The organism is Natrarchaeobius chitinivorans (genome assembly GCF_003841505.1).
Taxonomy (GTDB): domain Archaea; phylum Halobacteriota; class Halobacteria; order Halobacteriales; family Natrialbaceae; genus Natrarchaeobius; species Natrarchaeobius chitinivorans.
In genome coordinates this window covers 51,245-68,915 of the sequence record NZ_REGA01000003.1, presented here as the reverse complement: position 1 = coordinate 68,915, position 17,671 = coordinate 51,245, and the positions used below count along the sequence as shown (strand labels likewise).

Genomic DNA, 17,671 nt, shown 5'->3' with positions numbered 1-17,671 from the left:
CGATGCCGGGAACGCGAACGTATCCGACCGAACCGTCCGGCCCGTTCCCGTCGCCGCCGGCGACGTTCGAGGACCGGGAGGGACGGCTGATCGAGGTCGAAGGCGTCGGCGCACTCTCGGAAAAACGGCTGGGAGACGTCGTCGAGATGTACGTCGAGTTCGACCCGAGCGACCGGGCACAGGGAATCCCGCCGACCGGAGAAGATCGCATCCGAAGCTGGCTCGAGAGTATCGGCGAGCACAGCGTCAACGTGCTCGCTTCCCACGGGGACGACGTGATCGGCCACGCGATGCTCGTCCCCGACGTTGAGGACCCCGACGCGATCGGGGCGAACGACGACGTCGAGTGGGAACTCGCGATCTTCGTCGTCCAGGCCTACCAGCGGGCCGGTATCGGGACGGAGCTTCTCGAGCACCTGCTCGGCTACGCGAACGGGATCGACATCGAACGGGTGTGGCTTACCGTCGAGCGGTGGAACCACCCGGCGATCGCACTCTACGAACGGGTCGGATTCGAGACGACCGGATCGGAGAGTTTCGAACAGGAGATGGCGATCCGGCTCGGCGAGTCGTAGCTTCTGGGCCGGGACAGGGTGACTCCACGCCGATCGGTTTCGTCGCCGCCCGGAATCGGACTACACGGAGAGAACCGGTTGGCTCGCATACGAGAGGACGTACTCGGCGACTTTCTCGAGGACTTCCGCCGAGGTCGCATCGGTCACCGGCTCCCGGGGCAAAACGACGAAGTCGGCGTCGATGGCGTCCGCGGTGTCGAGTACGACGTTTCCGGGATGGCGTGTTTTGCGGCTCTGAGAGAAGCCGTCGTCGACCGACGTCGACAGCGAAACGCCGGCGTCGTCGGCGATTTCGGCGACGTCGTCGAAAAACCCCTGCGTGTTCTCCGCGACGATCCCCTCGTCGACGGTACCGACGTCCATGCCGCGGACGACGCCGTGTCCGAGTACGTACAGCGCGTGGACGGACGCGTCGTACCGGTCGGCGATTGCCACGGCGTACTCGACGGCTGTCGCGGACTCCTCACTTCCGTCGACCGGTGCAAGCACCGTGTCGACCGAAAACGGCTCGCTGTCGTCCATACCCGCCACTGTGTCGTCCGGTACAAAAAACCCTCCCCCGACAGACTCGAACCGGCCGGTGGCGACGGGACCGGCGGTGTTTAAGCCGCTCCGTGCGAAACGTTCGGTCATGTTCGATACGGTCGTCGTCGCCACGGACGGCTCCGAGAGCGTCAAACGCGCCGTCGACGTCGCGATCGATCTGGCGAACCGGTTCGAGGCCGACGTCCACGCGCTCTCGGTCGTCGACGCCGGCGAGGTCGACGCCTCGCCCGAACAGCTTCGGTCGGAGCTCCGAACCGCACTCGAGACCCACGCCGACGCCGCGCTCGCGACCGTCGAGAGTCGAACCGACGACGGAGTGACGACGGCCGTCCGCGAGGGCAGACCGGCCGCGGAGATCTGTGAGTACGCACGCGAGGTCGACGCCGACCTAGTCGCGACGGGGACTCGCGGTCGCCACGGCGAGAACCGACTTCTACTCGGAAGCGTCGCCGAGCGGGTCGTTCGAACGTCTCCCGTCCCGGTGTTGACCGTTCGACAGCTCGAGACCGCGGCCGACGGGTCGGCGGGCGAGTCCGACGTCAACGCCTGACCGAGACCGGCGAGTCCGACGCCAACGCCCGACCGAGACCGGCGAGTACTTCCGCCGTCGCCTCACAACCGAGTGTATGTACGACGATCTCATCGACAGCAGCGACTTGCCGATCGCTCGCAAGTCGGTCTTGCCGGGGACCGGATTCTTTCTGCCCGACTCGCTCGAGGACGATCTCGAAGCGGAGCAGACCCAGGCGGCACTCGAGGGTGCCGAGGTCGCCGTGGTCGCCGACCCGGACGCCGACGGACTCGCGTGCGTCGCGTTGCTCAGGGAAGCCTACGACGACGTTCGAAACGTCCCCGAACCGGACGACGATGACGTTACCGACTCGGAGGACTCGGAGGACTCGGAGAGCCCGCTCGAGGAGCCCGAGCCGACGCCCCACTCGGTCGCGCTGATTCCCGCGAGTCCCCACGACGTCGAGGACGCGATCGCTCGCGTCGCGGAGTACGGCGACGAGGGAATCGACCTCTACGTCTGTGACCTCTGTCCGGACAGGTACGAGTACGTCGCCGACGAACTCGAGGCGGCGCTCGAAACCGCCGACCGGGTTTCATGGTACGACCACCACCAGTGGGGCGACGACGTCGCCGAGAGCGTCCGCGACGCCGGCGTCGACCTCGTGGTCGGTGACTCCGACACGGAGTGCAGCGCCGACGTCGTCTACCGGTCGCTCGAGTACGACTTCTCCCCGATGTACGACGAACTCGCGGCCGTCACGCGTGATCACGACCTCTGGCTGCGTGAAGACCCACGAAGCGACGACCTGGCCGATTACGCCTACTGGACCGATCCCGCGGAGTACGTCGAGGTCGTCCGCGAGTACGGTGTCGACCTGCCAGAGTGGGTCGGAGAGTACATCGAGAAACGTCGCGTCGAAAAAGAGGCGCTGATCGAACAGGCGGTCGCCCGCGCGGAGTTCCGCGAAATCGGCGAGTACACCGTCGGCGTCACGTACGGCCGGTGTTCGCAAAACGAGGTCGCCGAAGCGATGCGCGAGGACGGTGCCGACGCCTCGGTGATCGTCAAGCCGGCCGGATCGGCCTCGATCCGCGGCACCGACGCGTTCGATCGCTGCCACGAGGTCGCGGGCAAGGTAAACGGCGGCGGCCACCCGAAGGCCGCCGGCTGCAAGCCCGACATCTACGACGACATGCTCGACTACGCGACCCACTGGACCTCCCGCGGGGCCGTCACGAAGCGCGTCATCATCGACGCGTTCCAGGCCGTCGTCGACGCGGCGGACGAGGAGGGCGGAGACGAAGCGGACTCGAACGACCGGTAGACGAGCCAGTTGGTACGGACGTTCGAGCCGTCCCCATCGATCCACGACGATCGATCGGTCCCGGATTACGGCTACGACGCGGCCGACACCCAACAATATTTGGCCACAGTCTCTTTCGATTTGCCACTGTACTCGAAAGTACACTCGCGGGAAACACCAGGTGCGTGAGCTCCCGAACGCGCTGTCCCCCCATCCCTACCCATCCCCCGGTCTCCACCTCGTGTGTCACAGGCACGTTCCCGCGGGTGTATTTCCACCCCCACTTTTCGACTGTCCCACAGTAGCCACGACACGTCGATACACACCGCGACGCACGAGGCTGTGCGACAGGTGTGTGACTAGTTACGGTTGGTGGGGAGCACCGTTCCAGCCGTCGACTGATGCGGATCGCTGTCCCGACCGGTTTTCCCCACCGACCGAATCGGTTTCGATTTCGAATCTGGCACCACCGCAGTCGCTTTCGGCCACCGACACCGACCATCCGTGGGCGTCGACGATGCGCCGGACCGTCACCAGACCGAGTCCGGTTCCGTCCTCGTCGGTCGTATATCCGTGCTCGAAAATCCGTTCCTGATCCTCCGGTGGAACGCCTCGTCCGTCGTCCGCGACGTAAAAGCCGCGTCGCCCATCGAGACCCCCCACACGCACCGTTGTCGTCGATCCGCCGTGGTCGATCGCGTTTCGAAACAGGTTCTCGAACAGCTGTCGGAGCCGGTCCTCGTCGGCCTCGAGCGCCACGTCTTCATCCGGTATCTCGAGGCGAACGGCAGTCGAATCGACCATCTCCCAGGCCATCGACGCAACCGCCGTTAGATCGACCTGCCTCGTCTGCTTGATCGTCTGGCCGGCGCGTGCCAGTTCCAGGAGGTCGTCGATGAGATTCGCCATCCGCTGGTGGGCCAGTTCGATCTCGTCCAGCGACGAACTCTCACACTCCTCTCGGTGGAGTTCGAGATGGCCCTGTGCGACGGTCAGCGGGTTTCGCAGATCGTGTGAGACGACGGCCGCGAACTCGTTCAGGTGTTCGTTTCGGGTCTCGAGTTCTCGTCGCTTCGCTCTGAGCTGTTCCTCTCGCTGTGTCCGATCCAACACCGCACTGGAGGCCGAAGCGAGCAGCTTCGCCGTCGAAACGTCGACGTCGTCGAACGCGTTCCGCTCTCGAGAGCCGATGGTGAGAACGCCGTGAGAGCCAAGCGGGAGGATGATCTCGCTCCGGATGATCGTCTCCGGATTGTACACGCCCCGCTGGGAGCGGAGATCGTCGTGAATCTGCGGTTCGCCGTCGGCAAACGCTTGCCACGACAGTCCCTCTCCGGGTTCGTACGTCGGATACTCGTCGAACAGTTTCTCGCTTCGGTCGGTCATTTCGACGGGGACCAGAGCGTTCCGGTCCTCCCGGTAGAGCCAGACGCCGGCGAGTGACATGTCCAGTTCGCTCGAGACCAGCTGAACGATTCGTCGACAGACTCCGGTCTTCGTCTGTGCCTCGCCGAAGTCCGCGGTTGCCCGCTGGAGTGCGACGATTCGGTCCGTCCGCCGCTGGATCCGGAGGTCGTACAGTCCGACGACGAAGCCGCCGAGGGAACCGCCAGTGACGGCAGTCGCGAGTTGAAACACGGCGTCTTCCGGCACGGAGCCCGCTAAATACTGGTGAACGGTGATCGTCGCGAGCAGGAGACCGAACACGATACCGCCGAGTACGGTCCACACCGTAAGACGTCCGACGTACGGGAGGGGTTTCGGCCGACGGGCAGTCCAGTATCCCGCGTAGACGAGCGCCAGCGACAGGGCCAGCGGCAGACCAGCACCGATCACCGTCGCGAGTACGGGTTTCTCGTGTGCAACGGCGTGAAACGCGTGGACGAGCGAAAGGACGGTCCCGATCGTAGCGATGGCACCACCTGCAAGGAGGGGCGACAGCGTCTCCTCACGTGCGTCGACTGCAGGGTCTGTCATCCGTAGATCATCATGCGATCGGATCGGCAAGCAGTTTCCACCACGTTCCCGCCTCGAAGTGATATAGCGTTCGATTTGCCGACTCGATGCCGGTTTAGATCGAGCGCAACAGGTGCAGTCGGTGGAAGACGGGCGATTGCACCTCACTCGCCGGTTTCGCGGACTCACGCTCGAGCAAGCGACGGGATATCTCGAGGGGCTCGGCGGGGAACGAACGGAGGACGATCCGATCGAGGGAGACGACTGGCAAGCACACCTCTCGACGCGAATAGTTCCAGTTGGACCCTCCGTCCGGCTCACCGAACTGACGGTGACGTGGACGGGATCGGCGGACTCCTCGAGCGGATCGTCCTGAGGTTTCGACTCAAAGCCTTCCGTGCGCCGGGATGAGGCGGCGGTCACGGTCTGTTTCTCCCGATCCGAAACCGGAGGTTACCGAAACTCGTCGGCGATCATCGACGATATACCGCGCCCGAGATCGCCGGATGCGTACAAACCGAATTCGGCCGAGCGAACGGTCTCGTCCGACCCCACATCGGATCGGTAACGACCTTGTCAACGGCTGCTTTCGCCGGGAGTGACTCGCTGAACGAAGACCGGTGGTTTTGTCGCTTCGAGTCGACCGACCGGCCGATGAGCCACCGGATCGGATTCACGGGCGACGTGATGCTCGGTCGGCTCGTCGACGAGCGTCACCGTCGCCGATCCCCCGAGGCGGTGTGGGGGACCATGCTGGATCGCCTCCGCGCCTGTGACGGCCTGTTCGTCAACCTCGAGTGTTGTCTCTCGTCTCGCGGGGAACCCTGGCGTCGAACGTATCGGCCGTTTCACTTCCGAGCGAACCCGAAGTGGGCGATACCCGCACTCGAGTCCGCCGGCGTCGACGCCTGTGCGCTGGCGAACAATCACGTGTTCGACTTCGAAACGGTCGGGCTGACAGATACGCTCGACGAACTCGACGCGGCGGAGATCGCACGTTCCGGCGCGGGGCGCACCCTCGAGGAGGCACTGGAACCGGCACACGTGACCGTCGGTGACCGGACCATCGGATTCGTCTCGCTTACGGACAACGTTCCCGAGTACGCGGCCGACGAGAGTTCACCCGGAACGGCCTACGTCGACATCGACGTCGAGGACGCGCGGACGCGGACGACCGTTCGAGAAACACTCGACCGGGCTCGATCGAAATCACCCGATCTCCTGATCGTATCGCTCCACTGGGGCCCGAACATGGTCGAGCGGCCGCCCGAGTCGTTCGGGCGATTCGGGCGGTGGCTCGTCGACCAGGGTGTCGACGTAGTTTACGGCCACAGCGCCCACGTATTTCACGGAATCGAGGTGTACGAGGGACGGCCGATCCTGTACGATACGGGCGACTTCGTCGACGATTACGCCGTCGACGACGACCTCCGGAACGATCGAAGTTTCCTGTTCGAACTCTCGGTCGGGGACGGTGGACGCCCCTCGGAACTTCGCCTGCAACCGGTCGAAATCTTCGACGTGGCGGTCCACGAGGCGTCGACCGATGCAGCCGCGTGGTGTCGGGCTCGAATGCGGGCACGCTCCGAGGAGTTCGGGACGTCGTTCGAACGGGACGGCGAGGCACTCGTCCTCCCGCTTACCGAGTGATACGGATTGTTGTAGCGATTTACCGGCGCACCCGCCGCCCGGGTCGCGGGTGCGCCGGTAATGATTTACAGTAAACCGTATGAGAGCCACGCTCGAGCCATACGGAGTGACGGACACACTCGAGCGACGAAACCCGAAGCGGTGACAGCCACGCTCGAGCGACGGAAGCAGTGGAGCGACGGAAGCGATGAGGAGCAGCCGGCTGAAGGCGACCCTCCGTGCCTCGGGGCGATAACTCGGCGACGTGGTGACGACGAGGTCGTCCTCGACGAGTCGCCGGTCACCGAACGACCGTGACCGGGACGTTCGACCGCTCGACGAGCGTTTTCGCGACGCTTCCCAGTATCGACTCGAGTCGCTCGGAGCGCCCGCGGTGGCCGACGTAAATCGCGTCGAACCCCTCCGCGTCGGCGTAGTCGGGAATCTCCGTGACAGGATCACCGTAGAGGAGTTCGCTATCGACGTCGTAGCCGAGTTCGTCACCATGGGCGATGGCCGCCTCGAGGATTTCGATTCCCCGCTGTTCGGTGTCCTCGAGGGCCTCGAGGATCAGCCGCTGGTCGGCATCGGAGAGCGTCGAGATCGGCTCGCTGCCGCCTTCCTCGTAGACCACAGGGTCGATCGCGTGGACGACGGTTATCGATCCGTCGACCGCGGTTGCGATGTTCACCGCGTACTCGAGAGCGTTTTCGGCTTCGTCGGAGCCGTCGACCGCGACGAGTAACTTCATGTGTCTGGGTTCACCCTGAAACGGGTTAAATCGATGCCTCGGCAAGTGTCGAGCGCGACCGAAGGGCGCGAACGGGGGTAATAGTTTCCGATCGCCCGTCCGTTCCAAAAAGAGTTTATCCGCCCGGAAAGTGTGGTGATTTGATAGTATGAACCGACGCACGGTTCTCGCTTTCGCCGGGTTCGGCCTCACCTCCACTGTCGCAGGCTGTGTCGACGACGCGTTCGATCAGACCGCGGGTACCGACCCCGGCGATAGCGTCGAAGACGAGGATCGCGAAACGGACGACGGAGGCAATGAGGACCGCGAAACGGACGACGGAGGCGACGAGTGGACCGATATCGATCCCGACTTCGAGCAGTGTAACGCTTCGATCATCCCGTACAGTCGTCTTCCCGACGAAGCGAAGCGGGAAGTCGACCGGGCCCTCGAGACCGGGGTCTACGAATCCGGGGGAGACCTGTGGTTTACCCACGCGGTCGGCCCGAACTCGGTCGTCGAAAAAGACGGAACGTACTACGACTGGGACGTCGAAGTGGTCGAAACGGGATCTCGACTTCGACTCGAGGAGACGACGCCGACGTGGCCGGGGACACACGACCTCGAGGTCGTAAACGACACCGACGAAACCGTCGTGGTATCGGTGACCGTCTCCGACGACGAGGGAGACGTCGTCTTCGAACGGGAGGACATCGAGGCCCGACCCGACGACGAGATCGATTCCACCGACCGCCCGTCACTTCCCATCACGAACGAGTACGGCCCGTTCGAGATCCATACGACGGTCGACGGCGACCGACGGGAACCGGGAACGTGGGACATCCGTCGGGATACGGGCGGTACGGCGGACCTCGTCGTAACGATTGAGGGGACGGAGATCCGAACGCACCACGTGGCTTTACACACCTGTGTCGAGGAGTATCACACCGAGTGATACGGATTGCTGTCCCGATTTACCGGCGCACCCGCCGCCCGGGTCGCGGGTGCACCGGAAATGACTGACAGTAAACCGTATGAGATCTACCTGAAAAACCATCCGGTGAATGTCGATATCACGGTGCTCGAGGTATCGGCGACCGACTCGCGAACGGCCTCGCTCGCTGTCAAAGGGTAGTCCACGGAGGACGTCGGAACCAGTCGAATACGTTATCCGGCTGCCGTCAGTGGTCCCGGTATGGCGCAGTCGGACGAGGTACCGAAGGAGGGAACGATCGAAGCGTTCTACGAGCAACTCGAGACCTTAGAGGAGGTGGTCGACGATCCCGAGGAGCGAACGGAGGTGCGTCGGACCCGGAAGCTGGCAGACCGGATCACGCGAAACGGATCCGTCAATCGGGTGATCACCGAGTTTACCGGGAGGGACAAAGCCGAGGCGTTTCTCGGCAGCGTCGTCATCGGGATGCCGTTGCTCGTCGAAGACGGCGTCATCGAGATCGGCGAATTTCTCGCCGAGACGCCCGCGTTTTTCGCAGTAAACGTCGCACTCGCCGTCGCACTGGTGGTCGGCATCCTCTACGTCGCGGAGTTTCGGGACGTCCGGATTACCGACCCGTACCTCGGCGTGGTCCCGCGCCGACCGGTGTGGGTCCTCGCTATCGCGTTCGCCACGGCGACAGCGATGATGACGTTGTGGGGACGGGTCACCTGGGACGATCCGTGGGTCAACCTCTGTCAGGTGTCGGTGATATTCACGGCGATGGCGATCGGCGGGTCGATCAGCGATATCCTCACTGGCGATCGGTAACCGGCTTCTTCGCCAGAGCGACACGCTGACCCGACCGAGACGTTCTCTCACCGACGTCGATCACGCGTCGGCGTATATTCGTTCGACGCGGTCTTCGAACCGTTCTAAGATAACGCGGCGTTTTTTCTTCATCGTCGGGGTGAGCATGTCGTTTTCCTCGGTGAACTCCCGCGGAACGAGTTCGAACTGCTTGATCGTCTCGTGGCGCTCGAAGTTCTCGTTGACGCGGTCGACTTCCCGGCCGACGTACTCGCGAACGCGCTCGTCGTCGCACAGTTCGGCCGGATCGTCCGGCAGGTCGATCCCCTCCCCGTCGGCCCACTCGCGTACGTGGTCCGTGTTGGGGACGAGCAACGCCCCGACGAACTTCTCGCCGTCGCCGACGACCATGCACTGCTCGACGACCTCGCTCGCGGCGAACCGGTCTTCGATCGGCGCGGGCGCGACGTTTTTACCCGTCGAGAGGACGATGATCTGCTTCGCGCGGTCGCGAAACTCGAGGTAGTCGTCGGGACGGCGGTGGACGATATCACCCGTCCGGAACCACCCGTCCTCGGTGAACGCGCGATCGGTCGCGGCGGGTCTGTTCCAGTAGCCGTCGGTGACGTTGGGACCCGTGACGAGGAGTTCGCCGACCTCGCCCGGATCGTCGAACGTCTCCTGATCCGCGACGCTCTCGTCGATCTCGAGGTCGACGTCGGGAAGCGCCGGACCGATCGTTCCGATTTTGGGCTCCTCGGGCGGGTTGACCGTGACGACGGGTGCGGTCTCGGTCAGGCCATAGCCCTCGTAGATCGGCAGGCCCATGGCGTGATAGAGCCGACAGAGTTCGGGTGAGAGGCTCCCGCCGCCGCTGATCAGGAGTTCGATGTTTCCACCGAGGGCGTCCCGAACCGTCGAGAAGACCAGTTTGTCTGCGATCGACTGTTTGGCCGAGAGAACCGGGCCGGGCGAGTCGGTTCGCTGGTACTCGACCCCGACGTCGGTCGCCCACTCGAAGATCCGCTGTTTGACCGGCGACTCGCTGGCTTGCTCGCGGATCGCGTCGTAGATCTTCTCGTAGACGCGTGGCACGCTGGTCGCCGTGTTCGGCTGAACCGCGCCGAAGTCCTCCTGGAGCGTCTCGGGGTCCTCGGCGTAGGCGACGCACGCGCCGCTCGCAAAGAGGACGAAGTGGCCCGCCGTCCGCTCGAAGACGTGCGCGAGCGGGAGGTAAGAGACCGACTCGACGTTCTCGTCGATCGCAGGCAGTCCCTCGGCCTTGTCCGGACGCGGGGCGTACCGTTTGCGAATCTGGTTGACGTTCGACCGGAAATTGCCGTGCGTGAGTTCGACGCCTTTCGGTTTGCCGGTCGTCCCACTGGTGTAGATCAGACTCGCCAGGTCGTCCATGCCGGGTTCGTCGACCCACTGCTGATAGCGCTCGAGATCGAGCGTCTCCTCGCCGCGTTCGACCACTTCGTCGAGGGTGAAAACGTCCTCGCGATCGTCGTACCCATCGAGGTCGTCCATCGAGACGACGAACTCGAGGTCGAGATCGTCTTCGACGGAGAGCACCGTCTCGAGAACGTCCTCGTTTTCGACGACGACGCCGGACGCACCTGGATCGTCGAGCAGGTATCTGGTCTGCTCGGGTGAGGAACCCGAGTAGACGGTCGTTACGACGCCACCGGCACAGAGCAAGGCGAAATCACACTGTGCCCACTCCATTCTGGTGTTCGCGTAGATGCCGACGCGGTCCCCACGCTCGATGCCGAGGTCGCGAAAGCCGGCTGCCAGCGCGCGGACGACCCCGCGCATCTCGGCGTAGGAGATCGTTCGGAACTCGCCGGGCGTCGCGGCGGGCAGGACCTCGTCGGTCAGCGACCGGTCGTAGACGCCGCCCTTGTACCGCTGGGCCGGACGGTTCGCGTTTCTCTCGGCCGACTCCTCGAACATCCGTCCGAGCGTCGTTTCGCCGATCACCTCGTCTTCGTACTCTCGTTCGGCCTCCCGCCAGTCCATACGCGTATGTGAGGACGTCCCGTGCGATAAAACGTGATGAAACTTGTCGTCCGCTTTCGGTCGTTTATTGCCTACCGGAGCGTGAACGTTCCAGTGGTCGACATTTTAGGGGTCGGAGATCACTCTCGATGGTCGAGATATCCGAGTACCCCCTTGACGTTCATCGCTGCCTCGGCGCGTGCCTTCCGTTCGTTCCAGACGTCTCCGAGATCGGTCGACGACGCGAAGTGCTCTACCACCGCCTCGTCGTCGAGTTCCGCCCGTGTTTCCTCGACGTCCTCGACCCACTCGGAGAGGGTGGTGGCGTACTCGTCCAACGCCGCCTCGAGGTCGTCGCCGACATCCCGCGGGCCGAAGTGGGTGTAACAGAGGACGTCGGGATCGATCGACTCGAGCGTCTCGAGGTCGGCGAGACACTCCTCCAGGTCGAAGTCCGAGGGGGGAGAGGTCTCGACGATCCGTTCGCGTTCGGGAATCCATATCCCGGCGGCGTCGCCGGTGAAGACCGCGTCGTTTTCGGGGTCTTCGAAGACGACCTGGTGGAAGGCGTGACCGGGTGCCGCGTGGACGCGGAGTTCGTGGTCGCCGAGATCGATCACGTCGCCGTCTTCGATTTCGACGATCCGGTCCGCTGGGATCGGTTCCGGTTCGGCGTAGAACTCCCACTGGTCCCCGACGGCGGCTTTCGTTCCGGCGACCAGTTTCGACGGATCGGCGAGGTGACTCGCACCGGCCCCGGAGACGTAGACGTCCGCGTTCGGGCAGGCCTCGGCGAGGAACCCCGCTCCGCCGGCGTGATCGAGGTGGATGTGCGTCACGGCGATCACCCCGAGATCGTCCCGGTCGATACCCAGTTCGTCGAGCGCCTCGAGGATTCGATCGGCGTTGGTTCCGATCCCGGTTTCGACGACTGCGGGCCGGTCGTCGTCGATGACGTACGCCGCGCCGTACTCCTCGGTGTCGTACATCCCGGTGTCGAGATAGTAGAGGTCCGTACACTCACCAGCGTCCACCGGTTTCGGCGTTCCAGGCTCCATACCGGTATCCCGTCGGCAACCGGGTTAAAATCTGGTGACACGGCGTGGTCGGTCACGAATTCGCGGTCGTCGCCATCGGAGACGATCCCAGGGGAGCGACCGATCTTCACATCGCTTTGGCAGACAGTATCAGTCTCAAGTCACCGTGGTCCCCGGCCGAACGGGCACAGGCGGGAACGAACTCCAGAAACTTTTGGACATCTTCATGACATCTCCGTACCCGGTCGGATCCCAGTGGGCCGTTACAGACTTCACGGGGTAGTCTGTGAGGGACAGTAGATGAGTTCGGTCATCTCACACTCCGGACCATCGGCCGTGAAACGATGACCAGGGTACCGTCGATCAGTCGTTCCGGACGCGACCGCCTCCCCTATCTCGTGAGTGCCTTCGGCGGTGTTTCGTTTCTGTTTCTGTTCTGCTGGTGGATCGTGTTCTGGGACGCGCTGGACGCGATCGGTGCCGTTTTGAGCGTCGGTACGATCGGTCTGCCCGCACTCTGGTTAGTCTGGGGCGGACACCGACTCGCGCGAAACGACACCGAACCCGAGCGGTACGAACGGATACTCCGGTGGTGTTTCGGCGGCGCACTCGGATTTCTGGCCGTCAACCTCCTCGTCGTCCTGTTCTTTCCCTGGAGCGACGCCGTCTGGAACGTCGTGTGGAGCCACTTCGCCGTGACCACCGGCGCTGTCGGCGGGTTCGCGGTCGGCATCGTCGAAGCGAAGGCCATCCAGCGCGAGGCCGAGGCAACGGCTGCGGCCGTCCGGTCCGACCAGCTCGAGCACGAACGCGCACTCCTGTTGTACCTGAACGATCTCCTGCGACACGAAGTGCTCAACAGCGCCCAGATCGTCGGAGGCCACGCCTCGTTGTTACTCAACGGCGACAGGGACGAACAGACGCGTCGCCGCCTCGAGACGATCGAGCGGGAAAGCGACGCGCTCACGTCGGTCATCGAGGACGTCCGCCTGATGCTCGAGGCAAACGAGCGACCGGATCGGATGGCGACCATCGATCTCTCCGAACTACTCCGGACGGAGGTTACGGCGGCTCGAGACACACACGACGACGCCGAGATCGACGCTACCGTTCCGGACGGCATCACCGTCCGTGGCAACGCCGGAATCAAGCGGATCTTCTCGAACCTGCTCGAGAACGCGATCGTCCACAACGACGGGACAGTGCGCGTCGAACTGACCGCGGAGACGGCGTCCGACACCGTCGTCGTCACGGTCACCGACGACGGCTCAGGCATTCCGACGGAGTGGCAAGAGACGCTCTTCCAGCGAAAATCACGCCACCACGGGCTCGGACTCTACCTCGTGCGAGTCCTGACGGAGAGATACGGCGGCACCGTCGAACTCACCGATACCGGTCCGCAGGGAACGATAGTGACCGTGACGCTACCCCTGGCGTCCGATCGGTCGGCCGACCGAAACGCCGACACGTCGACCGACGTCGGTTCCGAGACCGACGATGCGTCGAACCCGCTGGAATCCCAGAGTGTGACGTAGCGACCCCAGCGTGCGAATCACGATCCGTCCGGTTGCTCTTTCCACTCGCCGATTCCGGACGGATCGAGGTGAACGTGTGCGTCCCCGACGTCTTCGATCGCCCGTAACCGATCGACGAGGTCGGACTCGACGTCGTGGGCGCGACGAAGCGGGATGTCGCCGTCGATCTCGACGTGAACCTCGACCTCGAGGACGGGGCCGTCGTAGAAGACCGTCAGATCGTGGACCCCCTCGACGTCGGGGTGGTCCCGCAGCGTTCGTGCGATCTCGTCGCGCTGTTCGGCGTCCGCCGCCGCACCGATGAGGTAGTCGACGTTCTCGCGGCCGATCTCGACGCCCTGATAGATGACGAGCACACTGACGAGTCCGCCGGCGAGAGGATCCAGGATCGGATGGCCGAGCAGGACCCCGATGACGCCGACGACCGCGGCGAGCGAGGTGTAGATGTCGTTGAGACAGTCCGTCGCGAGCGCCTCGAGGGCAGTCGAATCGAGCGTCTCGTTGACCCGCGTGGTGTACCAGTAGACGAGATACATGTCCACGATCGCGAACGCGAGAGCGCCGAACAGTAACGGACTGAACACGACCTCGACGCCGACGACGAGCCCCTGTGCGGATTCGTACAGCAGATTCAGGCCGAGCAACGCGATGACCGCGCCGACGAACAGCGCCGTCAGGGGTTCGATCCGGTCGTGGCCGTGCGGGTGGGTGTCATCGGGTTCGTCGAACGAACTCCGTCCCCAGACGAGGACGACGATGCTCGCCACGAGGTCGGCAACGGAGTGTGCCGCGTCCGCGAGCAGGGCGACGCTCCCGAAGGCGAGCCCCACGGCTCCCTCGACGACGATCTTCACCGCGTTCCCGAGGACGTTCACCCAGGAGGCTCGAGTGAATCCGCCTTTCCCCGCTTCGACGCGGTCGTCCATACGGCGATTAGATCCAGTCTAAACTTGGATCTTTTCCTTTTTCTTCCGAAATCCTCATGGCGATTCCCCGAGAAGGCGGCCGTATCCGGGCGAGGGGCCCGCCCGACTCGACTGCCGACTTCGACTCGGCGGATCGGTCACCGGCTCGGTTCGAGAGGCCACACGCCTCCCGGGCTCTGATACGGTTTACTGTACGTCATTGCCGGCGCACCCGCGATCCGGGCGGCGGGTGCGTCGGTAAACAGGGACAGTAATCCGTATGAAACGGCCGAGGCTCCCGTGACTTTCAGCCATGGTAGACGACCACCTCCTCGCCCGACTCGAGACGCTCGCCCTGATCGCCATCGGGGGCTTCGCCGGAGTGAACCTCCGTTTCTTCGCGATCGAGCTCGTGCCCGAGATTCCGGCCATCCTCCTCGTCAACGTCCTCGGCAGCTTCGCGCTCGGTTTTCTCGTCTACGAGGCCCAGTACACGGGACTCGTCGACCGAACCTCACGGATCGTGTTCACGACCGGGTTTCTCTCCTCGCTGACCACGTACAGCACGTTCGCCGTTCAGACGGCGGTCACCGCTGGTCCGTCCGAACCGGTCCTCCTGATCACCATCGTCGCGGCCAACTACGGGCTCGGGTTCGCCAGCGTCCTCGCGAGTCGGTCGGTCGCCCGCCGAATCGCCGGCGGGGTGGAGCCGTCGGCGAGTGCCGGGGGTGAGACGGCGTGATCGCCGCGGGATCGATCGGGTCGCTCGAGAGCCTTCTCATCGCCCTTCCCACACTTGGCGAGAGCCTTCTCATCGCCCTTCCCACACTTGGCGAGAGCCTTCTCATCGCCCTTCCCACACTTGGCGAGAGCCTTCTCATCGCCCTTCCCACACTTGGCGAGAGCCTTCTCATCGTCCTCCCCGCGCTCGTCGGGAACCTTCTCGTCACCCTTCCCGCGCTCGTCGAGAGCGTCACTCTCGAGCCCGAACCCGCCCACCTCGTCGGAGTCGGCGGCGCGATCGGTGCCGTACTCCGCCACGGCGTCTTTCTCGCGCTCTCGAGCGATCGATTCCCGTGGCCGACGCTCGTGGTGAACGTGATCGGGAGTTTCGTCTTCGCCGTGGCGATCTTTGCGGGTGCCGGCGAGTCGACGATTCAGCTGCTCGGAATCGGAGCCTGTGGCGCGTTTACGACGTTCTCCTCGTTTTCGGTCGAAACGGTGCAGTTGTACGAACGCGGCGATCGACTGCTCGCCGTCGCAAACGCCTGTGGGAACCTCCTCCTCTCGATCGTCGCCATCGGACTGGCGTGGCTCGCGGTCTCCGCGATTCCCGTCTGATCCGGACGCGTCTCGATTGACAGACACTGCGAACGGTCTAGGGCTCCGGCAATGGCGACACCGGACCGAACGCATCGTCCGCCGGTCCGATTCCACACGAGCCCGGCTACGCACCGTCCGATCCGCGGACCACGGTGACCGGGACGCGGGAACGACGGACGACTTGCTCGGCGACGCTTCCGAGCAGTACTCTCGCCGATCCCTTTCGACCGTGGCTACCGATGACGATCCTGTCGACGTCGGCGTCGTCGGCGTACTCGAGAATCGTCCGGGCCGGCTCCCCGTGCTCGAGTACCGTTTCGACCGTCGCGTCGTCCGGGCAGGCTTCGTGACTCGAAGCGAGAATGGCGTCGCCCTTCTCTCGCTCGGTGCCGTACTCGTCTTCGTCCGTGTAACCCGGAAACGCTCGCTGACGGCTGTAGTCGGCCATCGGATCGACGACGTACAGCAGGGTCAACTGCGCGTCAGGGACCTCCTCGCAGGCGAACTCGAGCGCTGCGCGAGCGGGATCGGACCCGTCGATCGGAACGAGAACGTGTCGTGACATGGGTGTACTTCGACGTCGGTCCTGAAAAAAGAGGCCGAAAGTGTCTGCGGATCGACCGCCGCTCAGAGCAGTTCCGCCAGCAGTACTGCCGCGAGGCCGAAGTAGATCAACAGCGCCGTCACGTCCTTGACGGTCGTGATCAGCGGATCCGAGGCGGCTGCGGGGTCGAATCCGAGTTTGTTCATCACCCACGGGATGACGTACCCGACGACCGAGGCGACGACGCAGACGGAGACGAGGCCGACGAAGACCACGATCGCCAGTTCGGTCGCGTACGGTTCGTTCATCTGCCAGACGTACGCCGCACCCGCGCCGATAGCGCCGATCATGAGGCCGATCAGGAGTCCAATAAAGCCTTCACGAGCGAAGTATTTCGCGGCGTTCCGATCGTCGATGTGTCCGAGTGCGAGCCCGCGGACGAAGATCGTCGACGCCTGCGTGCCGACGTTGCCGCCCATGTCCATGATGACCGGAACGAAAAACGCCAGGGCGACGACGCCGGAGAGCGTCTCCTCGTGGTAGTCGATGACGCCACCCGCCAGCAATCCGCCCGCCAGTGCGACGATGAGCCACGGCAACCGCAATCGAAGGATGCGCGGAATCGACGACTCGAGGATCGCCGAACTCCGGGACTGCTCGACGTCGGTGAAGGAAAACCCCGCGCTCTTCAGAATGTCTTCGGTCGCCTCCTCTTCGACGACCTCGAGCATGTCGTCGGTTCGGAGAACTCCCACGAGGACGCCGTCCTCGACGACCGGGAGGGCGGGAAACTCCCGTTCGGCCATCTCGTCGGCCGCGTACTCCGGGTCCGCATCGGCGTCGATCGTGACGAGATCGGTCACCATGTGGTCTTCGACGACGTCGTCCTCGGGCGCGTTGAGCAACTCCCGCAGGGACATGACGCCGACGAGTCGATCGGAGTTATCGACGACGTAGAGGTAGTAAACCGTCGTTTCGTCGGACACCGGTTCGAACGCGCGGAACGCGTCGATCGCCATACCCACGAACGTATCCTGGGTAACCGAGACGTACTCGTCATCGGTCACCTCGGCGACGCGGTCCGCGTGAAACTCCCCGATCCGTTCAGCAGCCCCCATACACCTCACCTCGAATGTGGGACCGAATGACGCCTGCGAACTCGCCTTCAAGCAGGTCGAGAACCAGTTCCTCGAGCGTACGGCCGCGCTCTCGGGCCACGTCGTTGATCGTCGTATCGATGCCGAGTCGCTTGCTGAGATCGAATTCCAGCATACGCCAACCCAATATTAGCTGTCTCTAAAAATATTCTCCTTCTATACTAATAAC

The 17,671-nt window shown here is 64.0% G+C and carries 20 protein-coding genes; 11 read left to right on the top strand and 9 right to left on the bottom strand.

The window, feature by feature from the left end; genetic code table 11:
* Positions 1-2 precede the first annotated feature (2 nt).
* A complete protein-coding gene (locus EA473_RS04700; RefSeq protein WP_124194511.1) occupies positions 3-575 on the top strand; it encodes a GNAT family N-acetyltransferase in 573 nt (190 codons plus the stop codon).
* A 60-nt stretch (positions 576-635) separates the two neighbouring features.
* Here the strand turns inward: EA473_RS04700 and EA473_RS04695 are convergent, their stop codons facing one another.
* The gene (locus EA473_RS04695; protein ID WP_124194510.1) at positions 636-1,097 is read right to left on the bottom strand and encodes a universal stress protein; all 462 of its coding nucleotides are present in this window, start codon (positions 1,095-1,097) and stop codon (positions 636-638) included.
* A 109-nt stretch (positions 1,098-1,206) separates the two neighbouring features.
* Here EA473_RS04695 and EA473_RS04690 point away from each other — a divergent pair, with 109 nt between their 5' ends.
* Positions 1,207-1,671, top strand: a complete 465-nt coding sequence (locus tag EA473_RS04690; RefSeq protein WP_124194509.1) for a universal stress protein — start codon at positions 1,207-1,209, stop codon at positions 1,669-1,671.
* Positions 1,672-1,747: 76 nt separating this feature from the next.
* Positions 1,748-2,959, top strand: coding sequence for a DHH family phosphoesterase (locus EA473_RS04685; protein ID WP_124194508.1), 1,212 nt, complete (start codon positions 1,748-1,750; stop codon positions 2,957-2,959).
* Positions 2,960-3,301: 342 nt separating this feature from the next.
* Here EA473_RS04685 and EA473_RS04680 read toward each other — a convergent pair whose 3' ends face one another.
* A complete protein-coding gene (locus EA473_RS04680) occupies positions 3,302-4,915 on the bottom strand; it encodes an ATP-binding protein (protein ID WP_124194507.1) in 1,614 nt (537 codons plus the stop codon).
* A 121-nt stretch (positions 4,916-5,036) separates the two neighbouring features.
* On the opposite strand from EA473_RS04680, the gene EA473_RS04675 reads away from it, so the two are divergent.
* The 3 genes from EA473_RS04675 to EA473_RS04665 all read left to right on the top strand — a co-directional run bounded on the left by EA473_RS04675 (position 5,037) and on the right by EA473_RS04665 (position 6,841).
* Positions 5,037-5,270 (top strand): hypothetical protein, encoded by a 234-nt coding sequence (locus EA473_RS04675; RefSeq protein ID WP_243645184.1) that lies wholly within the window; start codon positions 5,037-5,039, stop codon positions 5,268-5,270.
* A gap of 278 nt (positions 5,271-5,548) precedes the next feature.
* Positions 5,549-6,544, top strand: a complete 996-nt coding sequence (locus tag EA473_RS04670; protein ID WP_124194506.1) for a CapA family protein — start codon at positions 5,549-5,551, stop codon at positions 6,542-6,544.
* A gap of 60 nt (positions 6,545-6,604) precedes the next feature.
* Complete coding sequence (locus EA473_RS04665; protein WP_124194505.1) at positions 6,605-6,841, top strand: hypothetical protein; 237 nt, start codon at positions 6,605-6,607, stop codon at positions 6,839-6,841.
* On the opposite strand, the gene EA473_RS04660 is transcribed toward EA473_RS04665, so the two are convergent.
* Positions 6,825-7,274, bottom strand: coding sequence for a universal stress protein (locus tag EA473_RS04660; protein WP_124194504.1), 450 nt, complete (start codon positions 7,272-7,274; stop codon positions 6,825-6,827). The two genes, EA473_RS04665 and EA473_RS04660, sit on opposite strands and share 17 nt — an antisense overlap.
* Positions 7,275-7,422: 148 nt before the next feature.
* Between EA473_RS04660 and EA473_RS04655 the strand changes: the two genes are divergently transcribed.
* Both EA473_RS04655 and EA473_RS04650 read left to right on the top strand, forming a co-directional pair.
* The gene (locus tag EA473_RS04655) at positions 7,423-8,208 is read left to right on the top strand and encodes a hypothetical protein (protein ID WP_124194503.1); all 786 of its coding nucleotides are present in this window, start codon (positions 7,423-7,425) and stop codon (positions 8,206-8,208) included.
* Positions 8,209-8,448: 240 nt separating this feature from the next.
* A complete protein-coding gene (locus EA473_RS04650) occupies positions 8,449-9,018 on the top strand; it encodes a DUF2391 family protein (protein ID WP_124194502.1) in 570 nt (189 codons plus the stop codon).
* 60 nt (positions 9,019-9,078) lie between these two features.
* Here EA473_RS04650 and EA473_RS04645 read toward each other — a convergent pair whose 3' ends face one another.
* Both EA473_RS04645 and EA473_RS04640 read right to left on the bottom strand, forming a co-directional pair.
* Positions 9,079-11,022 carry an AMP-dependent synthetase/ligase gene (locus tag EA473_RS04645; protein WP_124194501.1) on the bottom strand — a complete coding sequence of 648 codons (1,944 nt, stop codon included), beginning with the start codon at positions 11,020-11,022 and terminating at the stop codon, positions 9,079-9,081.
* A 119-nt stretch (positions 11,023-11,141) separates the two neighbouring features.
* Entirely contained in the window at positions 11,142-12,059 is a 918-nt protein-coding gene (locus tag EA473_RS04640) for an MBL fold metallo-hydrolase (RefSeq protein WP_124194500.1), read from the bottom strand.
* Positions 12,060-12,382: 323 nt separating this feature from the next.
* Here EA473_RS04640 and EA473_RS04635 point away from each other — a divergent pair, with 323 nt between their 5' ends.
* Complete coding sequence (locus tag EA473_RS04635; protein WP_124194499.1) at positions 12,383-13,573, top strand: sensor histidine kinase; 1,191 nt, start codon at positions 12,383-12,385, stop codon at positions 13,571-13,573.
* Positions 13,574-13,590: 17 nt separating this feature from the next.
* Here EA473_RS04635 and EA473_RS04630 read toward each other — a convergent pair whose 3' ends face one another.
* Complete coding sequence (locus EA473_RS04630) at positions 13,591-14,499, bottom strand: cation diffusion facilitator family transporter (protein ID WP_124194498.1); 909 nt, start codon at positions 14,497-14,499, stop codon at positions 13,591-13,593.
* 292 nt (positions 14,500-14,791) lie between these two features.
* On the opposite strand from EA473_RS04630, the gene EA473_RS04625 reads away from it, so the two are divergent.
* Entirely contained in the window at positions 14,792-15,220 is a 429-nt protein-coding gene (locus EA473_RS04625) for a fluoride efflux transporter FluC (protein ID WP_124194497.1), read from the top strand.
* Positions 15,221-15,390: 170 nt separating this feature from the next.
* The gene (locus EA473_RS04620; RefSeq protein ID WP_124194749.1) at positions 15,391-15,819 is read left to right on the top strand and encodes a fluoride efflux transporter FluC; all 429 of its coding nucleotides are present in this window, start codon (positions 15,391-15,393) and stop codon (positions 15,817-15,819) included.
* Between the two features lie 106 nt (positions 15,820-15,925).
* Here the strand turns inward: EA473_RS04620 and EA473_RS04615 are convergent, their stop codons facing one another.
* The 3 genes from EA473_RS04615 to EA473_RS22170 form a co-directional block, all read right to left on the bottom strand.
* Complete coding sequence (locus EA473_RS04615) at positions 15,926-16,366, bottom strand: universal stress protein (protein ID WP_124194496.1); 441 nt, start codon at positions 16,364-16,366, stop codon at positions 15,926-15,928.
* Positions 16,367-16,428: 62 nt separating this feature from the next.
* Positions 16,429-17,463, bottom strand: a complete 1,035-nt coding sequence (gene mgtE, locus EA473_RS04610) for a magnesium transporter (protein WP_124194495.1) — start codon at positions 17,461-17,463, stop codon at positions 16,429-16,431.
* Complete coding sequence (locus EA473_RS22170) at positions 17,450-17,617, bottom strand: hypothetical protein (RefSeq protein WP_165875203.1); 168 nt, start codon at positions 17,615-17,617, stop codon at positions 17,450-17,452. The genes mgtE and EA473_RS22170 overlap by 14 nt, the downstream gene beginning before the upstream one ends.
* Positions 17,618-17,671 lie beyond the last annotated feature (54 nt).